This is a genomic window from Paenibacillus sp. SER-28, assembly GCF_052906305.1.
Genome location: NZ_JBRECM010000002.1, coordinates 315,737 through 334,029 on the forward strand (window position 1 = coordinate 315,737; position 18,293 = coordinate 334,029).

The window sequence follows — 18,293 nt, forward strand, 5'->3', positions numbered from 1 at the left end:
GGGCCTGTTGGTTTGGGAAGGGAGGTGAACGGCAAGGCTAAGGATATAGGCGTGAAGCTAGGGAAAATAAAGTGACAAAAATCACTCATATTGTGATTTTTGTCACATACTACACTCTATCATTATTCTACAATAAGGGTGTAAGAAAGGTCCCGACACTGAGCGTAAGGCATCGGTGAAAAGGCCGGGCTCAAGAAATAGCTTTATCGTGAAAAAAATCACAAGTCCGGAAGACCAAACAATTTGGAGGGATTTACATGTCGGTGATTGAGAGAGAATTACAAGAGCAACAATCTGGCTGGAGAGGTTTTAAAAAAGGCAAATGGACTAAAGAAGTCAACGTCAACGATTTTATTGAAACTAATATCTTACCTTATGTTGGCAATGAAGAATTTTTGGTTGGTCCTACCGCCAACACAACTGCATTGTGGGATATTGTATCCGATCTTACTAAAAAAGAGTTGGCAAACGGCGGCGTGCTTGATGTAGACGTGAATACGCCATCCACTATTATTTCACATAAACCGGGTTATCTAGACCGGGATAAAGAGCAAATTGTCGGTGTACAAACAGATGCTCCATTCAAACGCTCTTTGCAGCCGTTTGGTGGAATTCGGATGATGATCGACGCTTGTAAAGCCTATGGTTTTGAAGTACCAGAAAGTATCATTGATATCTTCACTCATATTCGTAAAACTCACAACCAAGGTGTATTTGACGCTTATACAGATGAAATGAGAGCAGCCCGTAAAGCTGGTATCATTACTGGTCTGCCAGATGCATACGGTCGTGGTCGTATTATCGGTGACTATCGTCGTGTAGCTTTGTATGGTGTAGCCTTCTTGATCCAAGATAAAAAGCTGCAACTGAAAAGCCTTGAAGTTGATTCCATGGAAGAAGACGTAATTCGTCTTCGTGAGGAAATTTCCGAACAAATTCGTGCTTTGAATGAACTGAAACAAATGGCTGCTGAGCACGGTTTTGATATTTCCAAACCTGCTAACAATGCGAAAGAAGCTTTCCAATGGGTATATTTTGGATATCTTGCAGCAATCAAAGAACAAAATGGTGCAGCAATGTCCTTAGGACGTGTATCTTCCTTCCTTGATATTTACTCTCAACGTGATATGGAAGAGGGTACAATGACAGAAGAACAAGCTCAAGAACTGGTCGATCATTTTGTTATGAAATTGCGTATTGTTAAGTTCTTGCGCACACCTGACTATAATGAACTGTTCAGTGGAGATCCAACTTGGGTTACTGAGTCCATTGGTGGTATGTCCGTAACTGGAGAAACTCGGGTAACTAAAAACAGCTTCCGTTTCCTGCACACCCTCTACAATCTGGGACCTGCACCGGAGCCGAACCTGACTGTACTGTGGTCGGAAAAATTGCCTGAAGGCTTCAAAAAGTATTGTGCGAAAGTTTCTATTGAAACTAGCTCCATTCAGTACGAAAATGACGATCTGATGCGTCCAATTTATGGAGACGATTATGGTATTGCTTGTTGTGTATCGGCAATGAAAATCGGTAAGCAAATGCAATTCTTTGGTGCTCGTGCCAACTTGGCTAAAGCTCTGCTGTATGCAATTAACGGTGGTAAAGATGAAAAATCTGGCGTCCAAGTAGGGCCTGAATTCCCAGCCATTACAGGTGAAGTTCTGGATTATGAAGAAGTGTTGAGCCGCTTCAAACCTATGATGGAATGGTTGGCAAAACTGTACATGAACACTTTGAATGTTATTCACTACATGCATGATAAATATAGCTACGAACGCATTGAAATGGCGTTGCATGATCGTGATATTCTCCGTACCATGGCTTGTGGTATTGCGGGTCTGTCAGTTGCTACCGACTCCTTGAGTGCCATTAAATTTGCAAAAGTTAAACCAATCCGTAACGAAAAAGGGATTGCTGTTGACTTTGAAATTGAAGGCGAATACCCTTGCTACGGTAACAACGATGACCGTGTAGATAACATCGCTGTGGAACTGGTAGAAAGCTTCATGAGCATGATTCGCAAGCATAAAGCTTATCGTAATGCGGTTCCTACTCAATCTGTACTGACTATTACTTCCAACGTGGTGTACGGTAAGAAAACAGGTACAACACCGGATGGACGTAAAGCAGGCGAACCGTTTGCACCAGGGGCAAACCCAATGCACGGCCGTGATAAAAAAGGTGCTTTGGCATCTCTGAGTTCCGTAGCCAAATTGCCTTATGAACACAGTCTGGATGGTATCTCGAACACCTTCTCCATCGTGCCTAAAGCACTGGGTAAAGAAGAAGAAACACGCAAAACAAACCTTGTTTCGATGATGGATGGCTACTTTGGAAGCCACGCACATCATCTGAATGTCAATGTGTTTGCTCGCGAACAACTGTTGGATGCAATGGAGCACCCAGAAAACTATCCACAGCTTACGATTCGTGTTTCCGGCTATGCCGTTAACTTTATCAAGCTGACTCGTGAACAACAATTGGATGTTATTAACCGTACTTTCCACGGTACAATGTAAATAAGTATTACAATGACGCACGCATAGCGGATGCGGGAAGGATGATGCAACATGTTGAAAGGTCACATACACTCATTGGAAACCTTCGGGACCGTCGATGGTCCCGGCATCCGCTTCGTGCTCTTTATGCAAGGATGCTTGTTGAAATGTCAATATTGCCATAACCCGGACACTTGGGCCTTGAATGAAGGTAATCCGATGACGTTGGAGGAGGTATTGGCTGAGATTGAGCCGTATTTAGCCTATTACCGTTCTTCAGGAGGCGGATTGACCGTATCCGGTGGAGAACCGACGCTGCAAGCTCATTTTGTCGCAGAGCTGTTCAAAGAAGTGAAACGTCGGTGGAATTTGCACACGACACTGGACAGTAACGGATTTAATGACGCGGGCCGTATCCATGAACTGCTGGACGTAACAGACTTGGTGCTACTGGATATTAAGCATATTGACAATGACAAGCATATTAAGCTTACAGGCAAGTCTAACGACCGTATGCTGAGTACGGCTCGCTGGTTGTCTGAGCAAGGGCGCAAAATGTGGATTAGACACGTATTTGTACCGGGTATTCATGATGACGAGCAAGATTTATTGAATTTGGGACGGTTTATCGGAACGTTGAACGGAGTCGAAAAATTCGAAATTTTACCTTACCATCAAATGGGTGTTTACAAATGGGAAATGCTTGGTAAGGAGTATCCGTTGGAGGGAGTTCCATCTCCTACAGATGAAGAAGTTCAACGTGCATATCGACTCATTGAAGAGGGTCGTCTGGAGACTGCAGGAAAGAATACTGTCTGTCGTCCATCATAATGTAAATGGCTCAAAAGCTATTTCCTAGTAATGAAGCCGCCGCCACATCAGGTCAGATGGGCGGCGGTTTTTTGTTGTTGAATTTTTTGCAGTCACAGGAGAAAGTTCCCTTTTTTTCATGATCAGCAAAATTTCCAGAAACTTTTTAACAACTGACGCGTCTAATAGTATGACTTTTTACGGGAATGATAATAATTTGGTGATAGAAGGAGACAGACAATGAATTTCAAGAAATGGACCATGCTCACCGCCCTTGCGGTAGCTCAGGTGGCCGCAGTAGCCCCTGTAGGAGCAGAAGCAGCATCAACAACCGTTCAATCCACCGATTCGGTTAGCGCACAGCAGGCTCAGGCCAATGTTGCTGATTCAGGCGTTCAGAATAGCATCGGAGATCAAGATGGAACTAGCACACGAAATGACACGGTGACACCTAATAACACAGGCGTATCCAATGATCCATTGACTGGCCTGCCTACGGATACAACCAACGGATCGAACGTTTCCAATGATGTATACGGTGGAGACGGAACGATCACCAATCCTGGTGGAGCTCCAACATCCATGGGTGCTAATCAATTGATTTTGTACTTAAACAGCGCGAAAATGGAACAAAACGGACAGGTGTACACAGCAACTCAGCCGATGACCGTGAAGGACGGAGTTTCCTATGTAGCTATCCGTTCACTTGTCAGCCGTGTCGGATTGCAGTTTAGTTATGACACTGCCACCAAAGAAACCGTAATCACACAAGGAACAAATGTCATGCGCTTCAAAACAGACAGCAAGGTTTATACGGTTAACGGTGAAGCCAGACAAATGAAGGGACCGGCTTTTCAGCAAAAGAACGTATTTATGGTGCCATTGACCTCGATTACACAGGCCTTAAATATTCCTTATACTGTGAATAATACGACTAAACAAGTTATCATGGATTTGAATCAGAAACCTAAAGCTTCCTTCACGGTTCAACAAAAAGATATCTATGCGGGCGAAACCCAAGTTACGTATTTGACGAAGGAATCTTCTCCTACAGGTCTTCCGATTGTGAACCAACGTTGGGAAGGTAAGCAGGACGTATTTCAGGAGCCGGGTACATATGTAGTTACCTATTCTGTTCTTGACTCTGCTGGGAACTGGAGTGATCCTTACTCAGTTACAATTACAGTAAGACCACCAAATCAGCCGCCAGTGGCTCTGTTTACAACTGATAAAAAAGAGTACAAAATGGGTGAGAAAATCACCATTACCGACCTGAGTACAGATGATGAGAATGCAATCACTAAGCGTGATTGGGAGAATAAGAAACTTGCCTTCTTCCAACCAGGTGATGTAACAATCACACTCACCGTGACTGATAAACACGGCGCAACAGGTACCAAAAGTGAAACAATTAAAATTACGAATGAATTGCTGTACAACGAAGATGATTTCAATAAAATCTTCACACCATATGGTGATAAATATACAGTAGACGGCAGTCAGGTGCCTACCATGGCTACCATTCCTTTGACTAGTACATCTTCTCCGCGTCTTTTGATCCGTGCTAACAGCCCGGAACGTGTATTCCAGGACGGAATTGTGTATCAGGAAACCGGATCAGGCAGCACGCGCATACTCGTCCATCATGTGAATGAAACGGGTCGAGATGTGAAAATGTACGTGATTGCAACTAACAACAATATTACTCCTGCCAACATGAATGTCGAAAATTCTGGTTTTGCTGGACCATCTGAATTTGCCACGGCTGCGGGTAAAGTCTCAATTCAACGATATTTTCAATCCATGCAGGATGGAAGCAAGCGTTCTAGCTCAGTTCTAAATCCTGGCGAAAGCCGCATTATTTTAGAGGATTTGAATGCACAAAAAATCAAGCAAAAACAAGTCATATCTTTGTTATCTGATTTGTATACGGATCAACCGATTCAATACACGGTTATTGTGTTAGATGCAAATGTAGATCCGTTAACCGTGTTGCCTACTCTAGCTAAACTGCCTAAGGACGGTATTCATAACCGTGGAACATACGCTAATGCAGATATCTCGCTCAATTATACCGAAGAGGTTGGTAAAACAGCTCAACGTATCGTTCTTGGTGATAATAAGGTAGATCCGAACCTGATTGGTACGGACGGTCTGGACGGCTCTTCTGCTTCCAATGCCGGTAATTTTGGTGTTGTATATAAAGTTAAATTGGATCATGTAGCGCCGTATTCACTGATTACGTTCAACCCGCGTGGAGGCGAATATTCCGGCTATGCGATGGTAAACAATCAGGTTGTGGGTATCCCGACGAACGGCGCAGTATGGGCTCCAAATGAGATGAGTGTGCTGTATCGCACAGGGCATATCGAGGAAAGTGTAGAGATGTATTTCACTGCTGCTGCAGGAAGTAACTTGCCGGTTTCCGTAGTAGTTATGCCTTTGCCAGCTATTAAAAATTAATATGAAATAACCGGTGCTGTTTACCGGCTTAGACCTTGAGTCTCGTCATTCACCGTTTAAAAGTCGATGTCACTTGCAGAATATAGGCGTTCTCCTGCTGCGAATTTAATCGTAGCGCCGGAGAGCGTCTTTTTCTTATGTATAGATACGAATATCTCTTATAATATTGACTTTAATCGTGGTATAATAAATAGATGCAAGCCTAAGCCTGCATCAGAAAACCTGAAACTACAGACAGGGGAGGGTGAAACGCATGCTGACAAAGGATGAGATTATTGCAACAATGTCCGCTCAGGGGCTGCGTATTACAGATCAGCGCAAGACGTTGGCCACGTTATTTTCCGAGAATGAAGGGTATCTGTCCCCCAAAGACGTTTATGAATATATGGGTAAGAAGTACAGTGGACTTAGCTTTGATACGGTTTATCGTAATCTGCGTGTAATGCAGGAATTGGGTGTGTTGGAACAGGTATCTTTTGAGGATGGAATGAAGTTTAAGGTGAGCTGTAATGAGCATCATCACCATCACCATATGATTTGCTTGAGCTGTCAGAAAACATTACCGATTTCTTTTTGTCCAATGCAAATGACAGATACAACGGATCAATTCCAAATCGTCGAGCACAAGTTTGAAATTTTTGGTTATTGCAAAGATTGTCAACAGAAGAATGGGCATACTGATAGTAATTCGGATGGGGGATTCAGACAGACGAGCAGTCACACTCACAGCCACGGGGGCTACTGAAATGAAAATCACCACACGCAGAGTGGCACAGGCTCCGATTAAGTTTTATCGTTCCTATATTTCACCGTTAAAGCCGGCTACCTGCCGGTTCTATCCAACGTGTTCGGCGTACGCGTTGGAGGCGGTAGAGGTGCATGGTGCGCTCAAAGGTTCATGGCTTACTGCGAAGCGTATAGCCAAGTGCCATCCCTTTCATCCGGGCGGCGTAGATTTGGTCCCTCCTGCAAAAAAGGGAACAGATAGGTCTAGCGAAGATCGTTTGGCTACCCACTCCAAGAAGGGTCTGACTTGACAGCGCTATGCGGATTTGGTTATATTTTGGTTAATATTGTTTTCCTGCGAAGGGATGAGTAGGGTAAACCGCCTAGTACAGAGAGCCGGGGCTAGCTGCAAACCGGTCTGGAGCGAAGCCTGAATATGGTCCTGGAGGAACCTTTTTCGAGCGTATTTGCCACAGTTATTAGTGCTTGGGAGGCAAGCGTAAGGGGGAGGCGTGTTCCAGCGTTAATGGGCGGTCAGATGTGACCGGTGAAGCCTGTAGTCTGCGAGGATACAGGAAAATTGGGTGGTAACGCGTGAGGTGACTCTCGTCCCATAGGGGCGGGGGTCTTTTTTGTGCCCAATTTGTGCCAAATTCATGAATTGGAGTACCATCATGTCAGCAGATCTTATCGAGCTGCCGTGAACAAAACAGGAGGCAACACACATGTCCAATGAGAACACATTTTACATTACGACACCGATCTATTATCCGAGCGACAAGCTACATATAGGTCATGCTTACACGACGGTTGCGGGAGATGCAATGGCCCGTTACAAGCGGCTACGTGGTTATGAAGTGCGCTATTTGACAGGAACGGATGAGCATGGTCAGAAGATTGAGCAGAAAGCGAGTGCAGCAGGCAAAACGCCGCAACGTTTCGTAGATGATATTGTGGCAGGTATTCAAGAACTGTGGCGGAAGCTCGACATTTCCAATGACGATTTTATCCGTACTACGGAGGAACGTCATAAGGCTGTCGTACAGGAAATTTTTGATCGTTTGCTGAAGCAAGGCGATATTTACAAGGGAGAATACGAAGGCTGGTACAGCATCCCTGACGAGACGTACTACACAGAAACTCAGCTGGTTGACGTGGTGAAGGACGCCGAAGGCAATGTGGCTGGAGGAAAAAGCCCGGATAGTGGACACCCTGTAGAACTGGTCAAGGAAGAGTGTTACTTTTTCCGTATGAGCAAGTATGCTGATCGGTTGCTGCAATTTTATGAAGAGAACCCACAGTTTATCCAGCCGGAATCACGTAAAAAAGAGATGATCAATAACTTCATCAAGCCGGGTCTGGAGGATTTGGCTGTATCACGTACTACCTTCGATTGGGGCATTAAGGTGAAGGGGGATCCGAAGCATGTTGTGTATGTGTGGATTGACGCACTTTCCAACTACATCACAGCCTTGGGTTATGGCTCCTCCAATACCGAGTTGTATGATAAATTCTGGCCTGCAAATGTGCATATCGTAGGTAAAGAGATTGTAAGGTTCCACACGATATATTGGCCGATCATGCTGATGGCGCTGGATCTTCCGTTGCCTAAAAAAGTATTTGCACATGGTTGGCTGCTCATGAAAGACGGTAAAATGTCGAAATCAAAAGGCAATGTTGTAGACCCGGTGACATTGATTGACCGTTATGGTCTGGACCAACTTCGTTACTACTTACTGCGCGAGGTGCCTTTTGGGGCAGACGGAACATTTACACCAGAAAGTTTTGTAGATCGAGTTAATTCGGATTTGGCAAATGATCTGGGCAACTTATTGAATCGTACCGTGGCGATGGTAGATAAATATCTTGATGGCAAGGTTCCGGCTTATGAAGCGAATGTAACAGCATTCGACGGAGCTTTGGAAGACATGGCAACATCGACTTATAGCAAAGTAGAAGAAGCTATGGAAAACATGGAGTTTTCCGTGGCATTAACGGCGATTAGCCAATTTATTAGCCGCAGCAACAAGTATATTGACGAGACGCAACCATGGAACTTGGCTAAGGATGAGGGAAAACGTCGCGAATTGTCATCTGTTATGTTGCATTTGGTAGAAAGCTTGCGCATCGCTTCCATCTTACTCCAGCCATTCTTAACCCGTGCTCCTCATAAAATTTGGGAACAGCTCGGTATTAGCCAAGGTGAGCTGACTACATGGGATAGCGGCAAGGAGTTTGGTCGTATTCCGGAAGGAACGCAGCTGGTCAAAGGTAATCCGATCTTCCCACGTCTGGATTCAGAGCAAGAGGTTGCTTTTATCGTGGAAGCAATGACCGGGGGGAAGAAACCGGAAGAAGCTACTGCACAAGTTCAACCGCAAAATGCATCTGAGGCGAGCCAGGAAGCCCCGGAGGCAAAGGAAGAGATTGGCATTGAGGATTTTGCCAAGGTAGAACTGCGCGTTGCTCAGGTCGTCGCCTGCGAGCCTGTGAAGAAGGCCGATAAACTGTTGAAGCTCCAACTTGATCTTGGTTATGAGCAGCGGCAAGTTGTATCAGGGATTGCGAAGTTTTATACGCCTGAAGATATCATTGGACGCAAGGTGATCTGTGTGACCAATCTGAAGCCAGTAAAACTTCGGGGAGAGCTGTCGCAAGGTATGATTTTGGCAGCATCACATGGAGATCAGCTTACGCTGGCCACCGTACCGGAAGGTATGCCGAATGGTGCAGTTGTAAAGTAGTACGCTATATAAAAATAAAAGAACGTAACGAGCGTATGTCCGGGAATCATTCTTCCTGGGCATGCGCTTTTTGGCTTGCATCATATTTTGCTCCCGCTACACGTATGTTTTAGTAGGCAGGGCTTGTTTGTTCGTGTTCACTTAAGACAGGTGGGAGGGTATATGATGACAAATATCAACGCCGGGTTGGCGATCGTAGCCGGACTGGTTTCTTTTTTTTCACCGTGTTGTTTACCGCTGTATCCATCTTATTTATCGTATATGACAGGGATGTCTGCGCGTGAACTGGCTGAAGGAAGGCACAAGGCCGAGGTTCGTTATCGTACGATGGGACATACACTTGCTTTTGTATTGGGCTTTTCGGTCGTTTTCTATTCACTGGGTGCAAGTGTCGGGTTGCTTGGAGAATGGTTTGCCAATTATGGGGATACGCTAAGAGTGGTAGCAGGGTTACTTATTTTACTAATGGGACTGGTATCTCTTGGTGTGGTGCGTCCTTTGATTCTAATGAGGGAGCATAAGCTTCGCTGGACATGGAAACCTGCCGGGTACGCCGGTTCCTTTGTGATCGGAATTGGGTTTGCGGCAGGCTGGTCGCCCTGTATCGGTCCCATGCTAACAGCTATTATCGCTTTGGCGGCAGTAGAGCATCACATTTGGTTCAAGCTGATTACAGGCTATGCGCTTGGCTTTGCAATTCCATTTTTTGTATTAGCTTTGCTGGCAGGCTCTGTTCGACTATCCTCTCGCTATACCTCCATCCTAATCAAAACAGGTGGCATACTACTTGTTATCACTGGCATTTTACTGGTAACGGATCATATGACTGATGTAACGCTATTTTTACAACGGATTACCCCAGATTGGATGCTAGTTATGTGAAATATTCAATACGACTTAAAGGGAAATGTTCAAAAATGCGCTCTGTGATAAACTCTCGTAGTGCATTTTGCTGTTCATCGGGATAAACATATTTGTTTTGTCCCCAGCGGCCCCATTTTTTCTTGCGTTTCTCTTTGTCCATCTCCAGCTTGGTTTTCGGATAACGTTTCTCGATGACAGCTTTGGATGTTTTGGTGAAGCGATGCTGAATTAATTCGAACGTCAAATCTTTTGTAGCATGCTCGGGTAAGGTTTCTCCCAATTTGCGCAGCAACTCGCCGTAGCCTTCTTCCCAGCCGTCATACCAGATGATGGGTGCAATGATGAACCCCAGTGGATAACCGGCTCGTGCGATTTTGCCCGCGGCTTCAATACGTTCCTCGAAGCGTGAAGTTGCAGGTTCAAACTGTTTAATTACATAATCGGAATTAATGCTAAAGCGGATGCGAGTATGACCATTATGTTTAATATCCAGCAATGGATCAACATGATGATATTTAGTAACAAAACGCAGACGACCAAATTCCTCATCTGCCATGAAACGAATCAAGTCTCCAAGCGTTCCGGTGATATGCTCCAAACCAACCGGATCGGAGGTACAAGCTGCTTCAAAACGGGTAATTTCAGGCGCACGCTCCTCGATATAAGCTTTAGCTGCTGATAAGATATCGTCAGTGTTGACATATACACGAATATACGGTTTTGCTCCCAAGGTTGTTTGTAAATAACAGTAGTGACAGTGCCCCATGCAACCAGTCGAAATGGGGATAGCGTATTCGGCAGAGGGCTTGGATTGGTCAAAAGTCAACGTTTTACGGATACCGACTACCAAAGTTTTTTTTGCCATTCGGTACTTTTCAACTTCAGTTTCACCTGGTAAATTGGTAATTCGGTTGTGAGAGGTAGTCATCCGATACGGAATATCCTTGGCTTTAACCCAATCCATAATACGCTGGCCCTTGGGATAATTCAGTGCGTCTGGCTCAAAAAACACCAGGTCAGGCAAAAATGGCTTGGTTCCTCTGGTTTGGACAGGAGTACGCTCAAGCGTAGACATGGCTAACGCTCCTTTCGAAATAAATCCACAGTGCTCTGGTGTCCAACTTTAACATTTTGCCGCAGAAATAAACGATACAGGACGACGATATTAGTGTGCCCGGCTTAAATTGAACAAATCGTGGCAATAGCTGTGAGTGAAGGGATGAGACTTGCCAATGGGCAATGATAACATGTATCATTACATAGTAGGTTTAACGCAGGAAATGAAGGCGGTAAGCGCCCGTTCAATAACAGAAAAGAGGGAAACAAGTGCCAACGCCAAGCATGGAAGATTATTTGGAACGCATTTACCAACTGATTGATGAGAAGGGCTATGCTCGTGTCTCGGATATCGCAGAGGGGTTAGAGGTGCATCCTTCGTCTGTCACCAAAATGATTCAGAAGTTGGATAAGGACGATTATCTTGTATATGAGAAGTATCGGGGACTGATTTTGACACCGAAAGGGAAAAAGGTCGGCAAACGGTTGGTTGATCGCCATCAGTTATTAGAGCAATTTCTGGATATGATTGGGGTTGACAAGGACCTGATATATAAAGATGTGGAAGGTATTGAGCATCATCTCAGCTGGGATTCCATCACCCGTATCGAAACATTGGTCGAATATTTTCGCCGGGATGAAGATCGCTTGCGCCAGCTTCATGACATACACAAGGAATTGAGTGGAGATTCCTAAAAGCATCTGTCCTTACGGACGATGCTTTTTTATTTGTCCCGACCGCAACAAATATCCGGTTATTAGCGTCTATCCATTATATAGCAGGACAAGATAGGGGTTAAAATTAACAGGGTTAGCGGAGGATTGTAATAATATGAATCGAAAGAAAATAGTGGCGTTGGCTGCAGGTCTACTCTTAGCAGTGCAGACTGCCATCGTTCCTGGAGTTCAAGCAGCTCCAACTGGTGATATTGAAATTATATTGGACGGACAGTCCCTGCAAAGTGACGCGTCACCGTATATTGTACAGGGAGCCAATGTTACGATGGTTCCTTTGCGAGTGATTAGTGAGGGATTGGGCGCTCAGGTCAACTGGTCGGAATCGTCCGGTACGGTAACGATTACAGCACAGAACAAAAATATATCTATGGAGAACGGTGCACAAAGCGCTACAGTGAATGGCAAGTCAGTTCGACTGGATGCCTCTGCCCGTATGACAAGCGGGAGAGTCATGGTGCCACTGCGTTTTGTTGGGGAAGAGTTGGGATTAAAAGTAGATTGGCAAGCTTCAGAGCGAGTCATTACGTTAAGCAGTGGTAAGGAAGGTGTCTCTACTGGCGGGGACACTTCTGCGGGAAGCAGCGGCTCCATATCAGATACGTCTGCATCTAGCAATCAGGACAGTGTAAGTACAGATCAGGGAGCTATCGATGATGAGCAGGCGGTTGTCACTTCACCGTCAACGTCTACTAGTGAGAACGGTTCAAGTTCTTCACAGGCAACTGTTGTTCAGGTAAAGGCTTCAACTTCCATGCGTGGAGCATGGATTTCTACCATTAATGGAGATTGGCCTTCTTCCGCTGCCCGAAGTAGCTCCGAGAAGCAAAAGCAGGAGTTTACTAAAATGCTCGATGATTTGCAGGGGATGGGCATCAATGCGGTATTTGTTCAGGTTCGTGCCAGCGGTGATGCGCTCTATCCGTCGAGTCTCGTACCATGGAGCAAGTATTTGACCAACACCCAAGGTAAAAATCCAGGCTATGATCCCTTGAAATTTATGATTAGCGAATCGCATAAGCGAGGGATGGAATTTCATGCTTGGTTTAATCCATTCCGTGCGAATTCCACAGGAACAACCAGCGGTTTGGCTGCAAACCATGTGGCTAATCAACACCCGGACTGGATTGTTAAGAATGGTAGCCAATTGTACATCAATCCAGGAATTCCGGCTGCACGTCAGCATGTTATTGCGGCGATTATGGAGGTCGTGAACGGATATGATATTGACGGCGTCCATTTGGACGATTATTTTTATCCTTACAGCGGGACTTTTGATGATGATGCGACCTTCAAAGCATATAATGCCAACAAAATCTCTAACAAGGGCGACTGGCGGAGAGATAATGTGAACAGTTTTGTCCGCGATTTGGGCAAAAGTATTCATGGCAGCAAGTCTAAAGTTCAATTTGGAATTAGTCCTTTTGGGGTATGGCGTAACAAATCTCAGGATTTAACGGGTTCAGACACGAAGGCAGGCGTTACAGCGTACGATACGACGTTTGCGGATGTAAGAACCTGGATTAACAAAGAATGGATTGATTATGTAGCTCCACAAATTTACTGGAGTATCGGTTTCCCGGCGGCGGGATATGACAAGCTTGTCGCATGGTGGTCCAATGAGGTCAAAAACACAGATGTTAAGCTGTATATCGGTCATTCTCCGTATAAGATCGGCACCCCTGAAAAGGGCTGGCAAACGGCTCAAGAGCTAATTAAGCAGCTTGAACTGAACGAAGATTATAAACAGGTCAGAGGCGATATTTACTTTAGTGCACAGCATTTGCGTAAAAATCCATACGGACTCATTCAGCTTCTTCAAAATTATTATCAAATGTGATATAAATTGGATCATATAGGTTCTATTTGGGCCTCCGTTCTCATACATAAGCAGTAGAACTGCTTACTCCCAAGAGAACGGAGGTTTTTTGATCTATGCTGATCAATGCTGTGTTCCAGGGTGGAGGGGTTAAGGGAATTTCGCTGGCGGGTGCAGTTAAGGCTGCAGAGGAGCATGGAATTGTATTCAATCGTTTGGCAGGTACATCATCAGGTTCTATTGTAGCTGCTTTATTGGCGGCGGGATACTCTGCGGATGAAATGAAAGCCGTAATTGAGAAAACCCCCTTGGTCAAGTTGTTACGACGTTCTCCAGTGTTCAATATTAAGTGGGTTGGACCAGCAGCTCGTATCTTTCTTAAAAAAGGGCTCTACTCAGGGGAGGCACTGGAGCACTGGGTACGTGAGCTGTTACGAGCTAAGGGAGTGCGTACGTTCGCGGATTTACCTCCTGGCAAATTGCGCATTATTGCATCAGATATTACGAATGGACGCATTCTGGTGCTTCCTGAGGATATCAAACGTTTTGGTATCAATCCCTCTTCACTGGAGGTAGCTAAAGCCATTCGGATGAGCACAAGTATCCCTTATTTTTTTGATCCTGTTATGTTAAGGCTTGATTCTGCACTTGCCAAGGGAAAGACTTTTTCTCAGCAATTTGTATTTGTAGTTGATGGGGCTTTACTAAGCAATTTGCCTTTGTGGCTTTTTGATGAGCCTGTAAATGAACGTGAGGCCAAAACGATTCCAACGGTAGGGTTTCAAATGGTGGGCAAAACGGGTACGGAGACCAAAGTTTCTTATATACGGGGTCCATTGACCATGCTGCAGGCTATTTTTGATACCATGCTATCAGCACACGATGAGCGATATATTGAGCAGGAGAATCGGTATCGGACAATTAAGATTCCAACATTGGGTATACGCACTGCACAATTTAACATTTCTACAGAGCAAAGTGATTTGTTGTATGCTTCCGGTGTGCAGGCTGGGGATGCTTTTTTCCACAAATGGAGCATTACTTCTTACCAGCAGCAGTATAGCAAGTATCAATTGATGAAGGATACCATGTACGCTATGAAATAAACACTAACTCGCAGTTAAAGTTAATTTAAAAGGGTGTAAAAAAGGAGCCTCTTCCCGGTCATATTTGAATACGCGGGTGATGGCTCCTATGTGCTACATTTTAAAGGATGATTATCATTAATGATATTTAGGTTGTTCTTCTTCATTTTTTCCCTTGGAACCCTCAATCACATGAAAAGGATACGCTTTGCGCTTGCCTGTAGTTTGCTGCTTACGTGCGTTGGCTGTTTTGGCCATGGTACGCACAGAGGGTTTGATTTTGGGAGTACGGCTACGTTGTCCTGGCAGGTATTTGTATAGCAGAAATATAACTGCAAAAACAAGGACGGGAATTAGTAAACTTATGAGAAAGCCCCAGCTTCCTCTCCATAGCATATCCACAATCCCATATGCACCCAAAGCAAGGGTAAGCCAGAAAATAACGGCATGTCTGTTCATTATTCACTCATCCTTTCACAGGATCAAGGACCGGACTGTTGAAGGTCTCCTTTACAGGTACATTTTCCAACTCAGCATCCAATTCAAGCATACGCTTAAATGAGGCAATAGATACCTCCACTTGATCATCAGTCGGTTCTTTGGTGGTAAGTAGTTGCAGCCACAGACCGGGGTAACCTAAATAACGAAGTACCGGAATTTCACGAAGGGCATTGGTTAGCTTGAGGAATTCAAAAGAAAGCCCCAGTACGATCGGAAGTAGTAAAAGCCGTTGCCCCATACGTTCCCACAGACTATCGTAGGTAAATAAGGAATAGACAAGCACCCCGATGATCACAGTCAGCATAATAAAGCTACTACCACAGCGGTAATGTAGACGACTGTATTTTTGTACATTGGCCGGAGTTAGTTCTTCCCCAGCTTCGAATGCAGTAATTACTTTATGCTCTGCACCGTGATATTGAAACAATCGTTTAATTAACGGAGTTTGGGAAATACCCCATAAATAAGCCAGTAACAGAATCAGCTTAATAGCTCCTTCGGCGAGGTTATGCAAAATTTGACTGTGAAACAAGCCGTCGAACAGGAAGTCTTCTACAACAACCGGAACGAGGGTTAACACAATTTTGCCGAACAAAAAGGAGATAATCCCGACTGCCGCTACACCGATCATCATACTCAGACTCCAGCGAGATTCTTCTTTTTTCTTTTGCTCAGCGCGTTCTTCCGGATCTACTTCATCATCAGCATACGCATCGGCTGAATAGTTTAAATGCTTGGTACCTTTGGCGCTGGAGTCGATGATGCTTACAATCCCCCGCAATAAAGGAATTCTGCGGAATTTGGATACCCAGGATTGCTCCTTGCGTGGTACTTCCAAATATGTGATTTCGCCAGTTTTGCGGCGAACTGCCGTGACATTGACACGCTTGCCGCCGAACATGACACCTTCAATGACTGCCTGACCGCCGTAGCTCACAGGCTTGGATGCTTGTGACAACCGTCTCACCTCTCTTAATACATGCTTTTTTGTATATTGTATCGAATTTGGAAGGGAATATCTAGTTAGATGAAACTGGTGTAACCACAGGCTTATAAAAAAAGCATTTATGGAGCGTCAGACTGCTCACATAAATGCTAATCATTATAAAACCGAATGAATATTTGGGAACAACCTATTGCGTAATCGCCCCGACAACCTGGTCAACCAGTCCTTTTGAAGAGAGAGGGCCGCCAAACGTCCATGTCGTACCGCTCAGTGAATAGGTACGTTTTTCTTTAACGAAATTTAGACCGTTCCAAACCGAATTATTTTTCATGGGTGCACCGAAAACATTATCGTCCGGCTGCACAATATAGATAAAGTTGCTATCCTGAACGGCAGACAGAGCTTCAATGCCTACAGTTGAAAAGCCATACTGTTCAACTTTGCTCGGTTTCCAATCATTAATCATACCGATCTTCGCCAGTGTTGCCACGACGACTGAATTATCCGAAAACATACGGAGGCTGGCCGCATTTTGCGAAGTGAAAGCCTGTGTCAGTATATAATGATAATCTGACTTGCCAGCAGCGGCGAGCTTTTCTTTGGCTTCAGCATAATGCTGATCCAGTTCGGCAAGCACCTGCTTAGCTTTGTCTTCTTTTCCAAGAGCGACTGCGATGCTATTAAAAATTTCTACCATTTTATCATGATCGTAGCCGTTACCATCGTTCAGATTATATTCGATCGTCGGAGCGATGGCCTTGAGTTGATCATAGATAGCTTCATTCCCATCAACATTGGAAATGATCAGATCCGGCTTCAATGCAGCAATCGCCTCCAGGTTCGGCTCGTTACGAGTACCGACATCGACCACATTGCTGTCCAGAGCCGCCTCCGGTGTCACATACACCTTGTAGTTGGCATTGTCAGCATTACCAACTGGCTGAACGCCCAATGCAATCAAATCCTCTGTAAATGTCCATTCCAGTACTACGACACGCTGTGCGGGCTTGCTGAGCGTGATCTCACCACGATTATGCTTTACCGTCACAGGACCGGTCGCTGTGTCAGTCGGTTTGCTACCCGACGTGGGTGCCTGATCTTTATCCGATGCTTTGTCGGCTGCTCCGCAACCTGCCAAAGTGAGCGTAAAAACCATTAATAATAAAATGCCAATGAGTCCCTTTTTCATAGAAGCATTCTCCCGTATATGTTTTAGAAAATGATAATGATTATCATTTTCATCATTTTATTATGATAGAGGATTGAAATTTTGTCAATGCAAAACGCTTAACTGGTAAGCTGCTATTATTCTGCATTCCGGTTCATTGTTAAACGATCCTCCTTTTGAGCATACTACCTAGCAAAATGGGAATGCAGAATCCGTTGGAAGTACATGAATTTCCGATTGCAATAGTCTTTACCATGAAAAAAGTTTGCATCTTGAAAGGGGATTAAACAACATGAGTGAAACCTACTCTATACCCAAGATAGGCCATGAACAGGAGCAGTCTCGCGAATCTCAGGATCAACGTAATCATAACGACAGTGGTGGAGGCAGTCAGCAGTCAGGCAAAATACATACGCCTCTCATTCCTTTTGCACTTGAGTTGGGTTTTTTTGCGGGTTTGCTCTGGGGATTGCTGCGCTGGCTGTTTTATAAATTGCACTTTACGGTAGTAGCGCCTGGCTTTCTCGCAGAGCCTTTTTTCAAGCATTCGTTTATGAACACCATGGCGGGGCACCTAGTAGGGCTACTGTTTTTTATTGCATTATCCGTCGTAGCTTCACTGGTGTACACTCTGTTGCTGCGCAGATTTAAGGGTCCTTTACCCGGAATTGTATATGGCCTGATTTGGTGGGTTGTTTTATTTGTATTAACAGGTCCTAAGTTAGGGATGATGAATCCTCCTAATCGGTTAACATGGAATTCCTTATATACGGAAATTTGTGTGTTTATGCTGTGGGGACTATTTATCGGATATACTGTTGCTGTCGAGTATACGGATGAAAGAAAGCGCGAGCCTGAGAAAGCTGAGGGCTGAACGT

Annotated in this window: 15 protein-coding genes; 11 read left to right on the forward strand and 4 right to left on the reverse strand. The window is 44.8% G+C overall.

What is annotated here, in order from left to right:
* The first annotated feature begins 257 nt into the window (after positions 1-257).
* The 7 genes from pflB to ACUYLD_RS06815 all read left to right on the forward strand — a co-directional run bounded on the left by pflB (position 258) and on the right by ACUYLD_RS06815 (position 10,123).
* Positions 258-2,519, forward strand: a complete 2,262-nt coding sequence (gene pflB / locus ACUYLD_RS06785; RefSeq protein WP_061829055.1) for a formate C-acetyltransferase — start codon at positions 258-260, stop codon at positions 2,517-2,519.
* A 51-nt stretch (positions 2,520-2,570) separates the two neighbouring features.
* The gene (gene pflA / locus ACUYLD_RS06790; RefSeq protein ID WP_446674666.1) at positions 2,571-3,329 is read left to right on the forward strand and encodes a pyruvate formate-lyase-activating protein; all 759 of its coding nucleotides are present in this window, start codon (positions 2,571-2,573) and stop codon (positions 3,327-3,329) included.
* Positions 3,330-3,548: 219 nt separating this feature from the next.
* Positions 3,549-5,771 carry a copper amine oxidase N-terminal domain-containing protein gene (locus ACUYLD_RS06795; protein WP_446674667.1) on the forward strand — a complete coding sequence of 741 codons (2,223 nt, stop codon included), beginning with the start codon at positions 3,549-3,551 and terminating at the stop codon, positions 5,769-5,771.
* Positions 5,772-6,024: 253 nt separating this feature from the next.
* Complete coding sequence (locus ACUYLD_RS06800; protein ID WP_013310843.1) at positions 6,025-6,516, forward strand: Fur family transcriptional regulator; 492 nt, start codon at positions 6,025-6,027, stop codon at positions 6,514-6,516.
* Position 6,517: 1 nt separating this feature from the next.
* Entirely contained in the window at positions 6,518-6,808 is a 291-nt protein-coding gene (yidD, locus tag ACUYLD_RS06805; RefSeq protein WP_446674668.1) for a membrane protein insertion efficiency factor YidD, read from the forward strand.
* 414 nt (positions 6,809-7,222) lie between these two features.
* Positions 7,223-9,241, forward strand: a complete 2,019-nt coding sequence (metG, locus tag ACUYLD_RS06810; protein WP_250261062.1) for a methionine--tRNA ligase — start codon at positions 7,223-7,225, stop codon at positions 9,239-9,241.
* A 165-nt stretch (positions 9,242-9,406) separates the two neighbouring features.
* Positions 9,407-10,123 carry a cytochrome c biogenesis CcdA family protein gene (locus ACUYLD_RS06815; protein WP_250262059.1) on the forward strand — a complete coding sequence of 239 codons (717 nt, stop codon included), beginning with the start codon at positions 9,407-9,409 and terminating at the stop codon, positions 10,121-10,123.
* Here the strand turns inward: ACUYLD_RS06815 and splB are convergent.
* A complete protein-coding gene (splB, locus tag ACUYLD_RS06820) occupies positions 10,116-11,180 on the reverse strand; it encodes a spore photoproduct lyase (RefSeq protein ID WP_446674669.1) in 1,065 nt (354 codons plus the stop codon). The genes ACUYLD_RS06815 and splB overlap by 8 nt on opposite strands.
* A gap of 251 nt (positions 11,181-11,431) precedes the next feature.
* Here splB and mntR point away from each other — a divergent pair, with 251 nt between their 5' ends.
* From mntR to ACUYLD_RS06835, 3 genes are all read left to right on the forward strand, one after another.
* Positions 11,432-11,857: a transcriptional regulator MntR gene (gene mntR, locus ACUYLD_RS06825; protein WP_007430946.1), complete on the forward strand. Its 426-nt coding sequence runs from the start codon at positions 11,432-11,434 to the stop codon at positions 11,855-11,857.
* 136 nt (positions 11,858-11,993) lie between these two features.
* On the forward strand, positions 11,994-13,736 hold the full coding sequence (locus tag ACUYLD_RS06830; protein WP_446674670.1) for a family 10 glycosylhydrolase: 1,743 nt from the start codon (positions 11,994-11,996) through the stop codon (positions 13,734-13,736).
* A 95-nt stretch (positions 13,737-13,831) separates the two neighbouring features.
* The gene (locus tag ACUYLD_RS06835) at positions 13,832-14,821 is read left to right on the forward strand and encodes a patatin-like phospholipase family protein (protein WP_039270925.1); all 990 of its coding nucleotides are present in this window, start codon (positions 13,832-13,834) and stop codon (positions 14,819-14,821) included.
* 117 nt (positions 14,822-14,938) lie between these two features.
* Here the strand turns inward: ACUYLD_RS06835 and ACUYLD_RS06840 are convergent, their stop codons facing one another.
* The 3 genes from ACUYLD_RS06840 to ACUYLD_RS06850 all read right to left on the reverse strand — a co-directional run bounded on the left by ACUYLD_RS06840 (position 14,939) and on the right by ACUYLD_RS06850 (position 17,436).
* Complete coding sequence (locus ACUYLD_RS06840) at positions 14,939-15,259, reverse strand: hypothetical protein (protein ID WP_039270926.1); 321 nt, start codon at positions 15,257-15,259, stop codon at positions 14,939-14,941.
* A gap of 7 nt (positions 15,260-15,266) precedes the next feature.
* Entirely contained in the window at positions 15,267-16,259 is a 993-nt protein-coding gene (locus tag ACUYLD_RS06845; protein WP_254325369.1) for a DUF1385 domain-containing protein, read from the reverse strand.
* 175 nt (positions 16,260-16,434) lie between these two features.
* Positions 16,435-17,436, reverse strand: a complete 1,002-nt coding sequence (locus ACUYLD_RS06850; protein WP_446674671.1) for an ABC transporter substrate-binding protein — start codon at positions 17,434-17,436, stop codon at positions 16,435-16,437.
* Positions 17,437-17,707: 271 nt separating this feature from the next.
* Between ACUYLD_RS06850 and ACUYLD_RS06855 the strand changes: the two genes are divergently transcribed.
* The gene (locus ACUYLD_RS06855; RefSeq protein WP_254349962.1) at positions 17,708-18,289 is read left to right on the forward strand and encodes a YqhR family membrane protein; all 582 of its coding nucleotides are present in this window, start codon (positions 17,708-17,710) and stop codon (positions 18,287-18,289) included.
* Positions 18,290-18,293 lie beyond the last annotated feature (4 nt).

Excerpts from the sequence above, each read along its gene's own strand:
- ACUYLD_RS06815 (WP_250262059.1), top strand. The coding sequence starts at position 9,407 with ATGACAAATATCAACGCCGGGTTGGCGATCGTAGCCGGACTGGTTTCT.
- ACUYLD_RS06840 (WP_039270926.1), bottom strand. The coding sequence starts at position 15,259 with ATGAACAGACATGCCGTTATTTTCTGGCTTACCCTTGCTTTGGGTGCA.
- pflA (WP_446674666.1), top strand. The coding sequence starts at position 2,571 with ATGTTGAAAGGTCACATACACTCATTGGAAACCTTCGGGACCGTCGAT.
- splB (WP_446674669.1), bottom strand. The coding sequence starts at position 11,180 with ATGTCTACGCTTGAGCGTACTCCTGTCCAAACCAGAGGAACCAAGCCA.
- ACUYLD_RS06855 (WP_254349962.1), top strand. The coding sequence starts at position 17,708 with ATGAGTGAAACCTACTCTATACCCAAGATAGGCCATGAACAGGAGCAG.
- metG (WP_250261062.1), top strand. The coding sequence starts at position 7,223 with ATGTCCAATGAGAACACATTTTACATTACGACACCGATCTATTATCCG.
- ACUYLD_RS06800 (WP_013310843.1), top strand. The coding sequence starts at position 6,025 with ATGCTGACAAAGGATGAGATTATTGCAACAATGTCCGCTCAGGGGCTG.
- pflB (WP_061829055.1), top strand. The coding sequence starts at position 258 with ATGTCGGTGATTGAGAGAGAATTACAAGAGCAACAATCTGGCTGGAGA.
- ACUYLD_RS06850 (WP_446674671.1), bottom strand. The coding sequence starts at position 17,436 with ATGAAAAAGGGACTCATTGGCATTTTATTATTAATGGTTTTTACGCTC.
- ACUYLD_RS06835 (WP_039270925.1), top strand. The coding sequence starts at position 13,832 with ATGCTGATCAATGCTGTGTTCCAGGGTGGAGGGGTTAAGGGAATTTCG.
- ACUYLD_RS06830 (WP_446674670.1), top strand. The coding sequence starts at position 11,994 with ATGAATCGAAAGAAAATAGTGGCGTTGGCTGCAGGTCTACTCTTAGCA.
- ACUYLD_RS06795 (WP_446674667.1), top strand. The coding sequence starts at position 3,549 with ATGAATTTCAAGAAATGGACCATGCTCACCGCCCTTGCGGTAGCTCAG.
- yidD (WP_446674668.1), top strand. The coding sequence starts at position 6,518 with ATGAAAATCACCACACGCAGAGTGGCACAGGCTCCGATTAAGTTTTAT.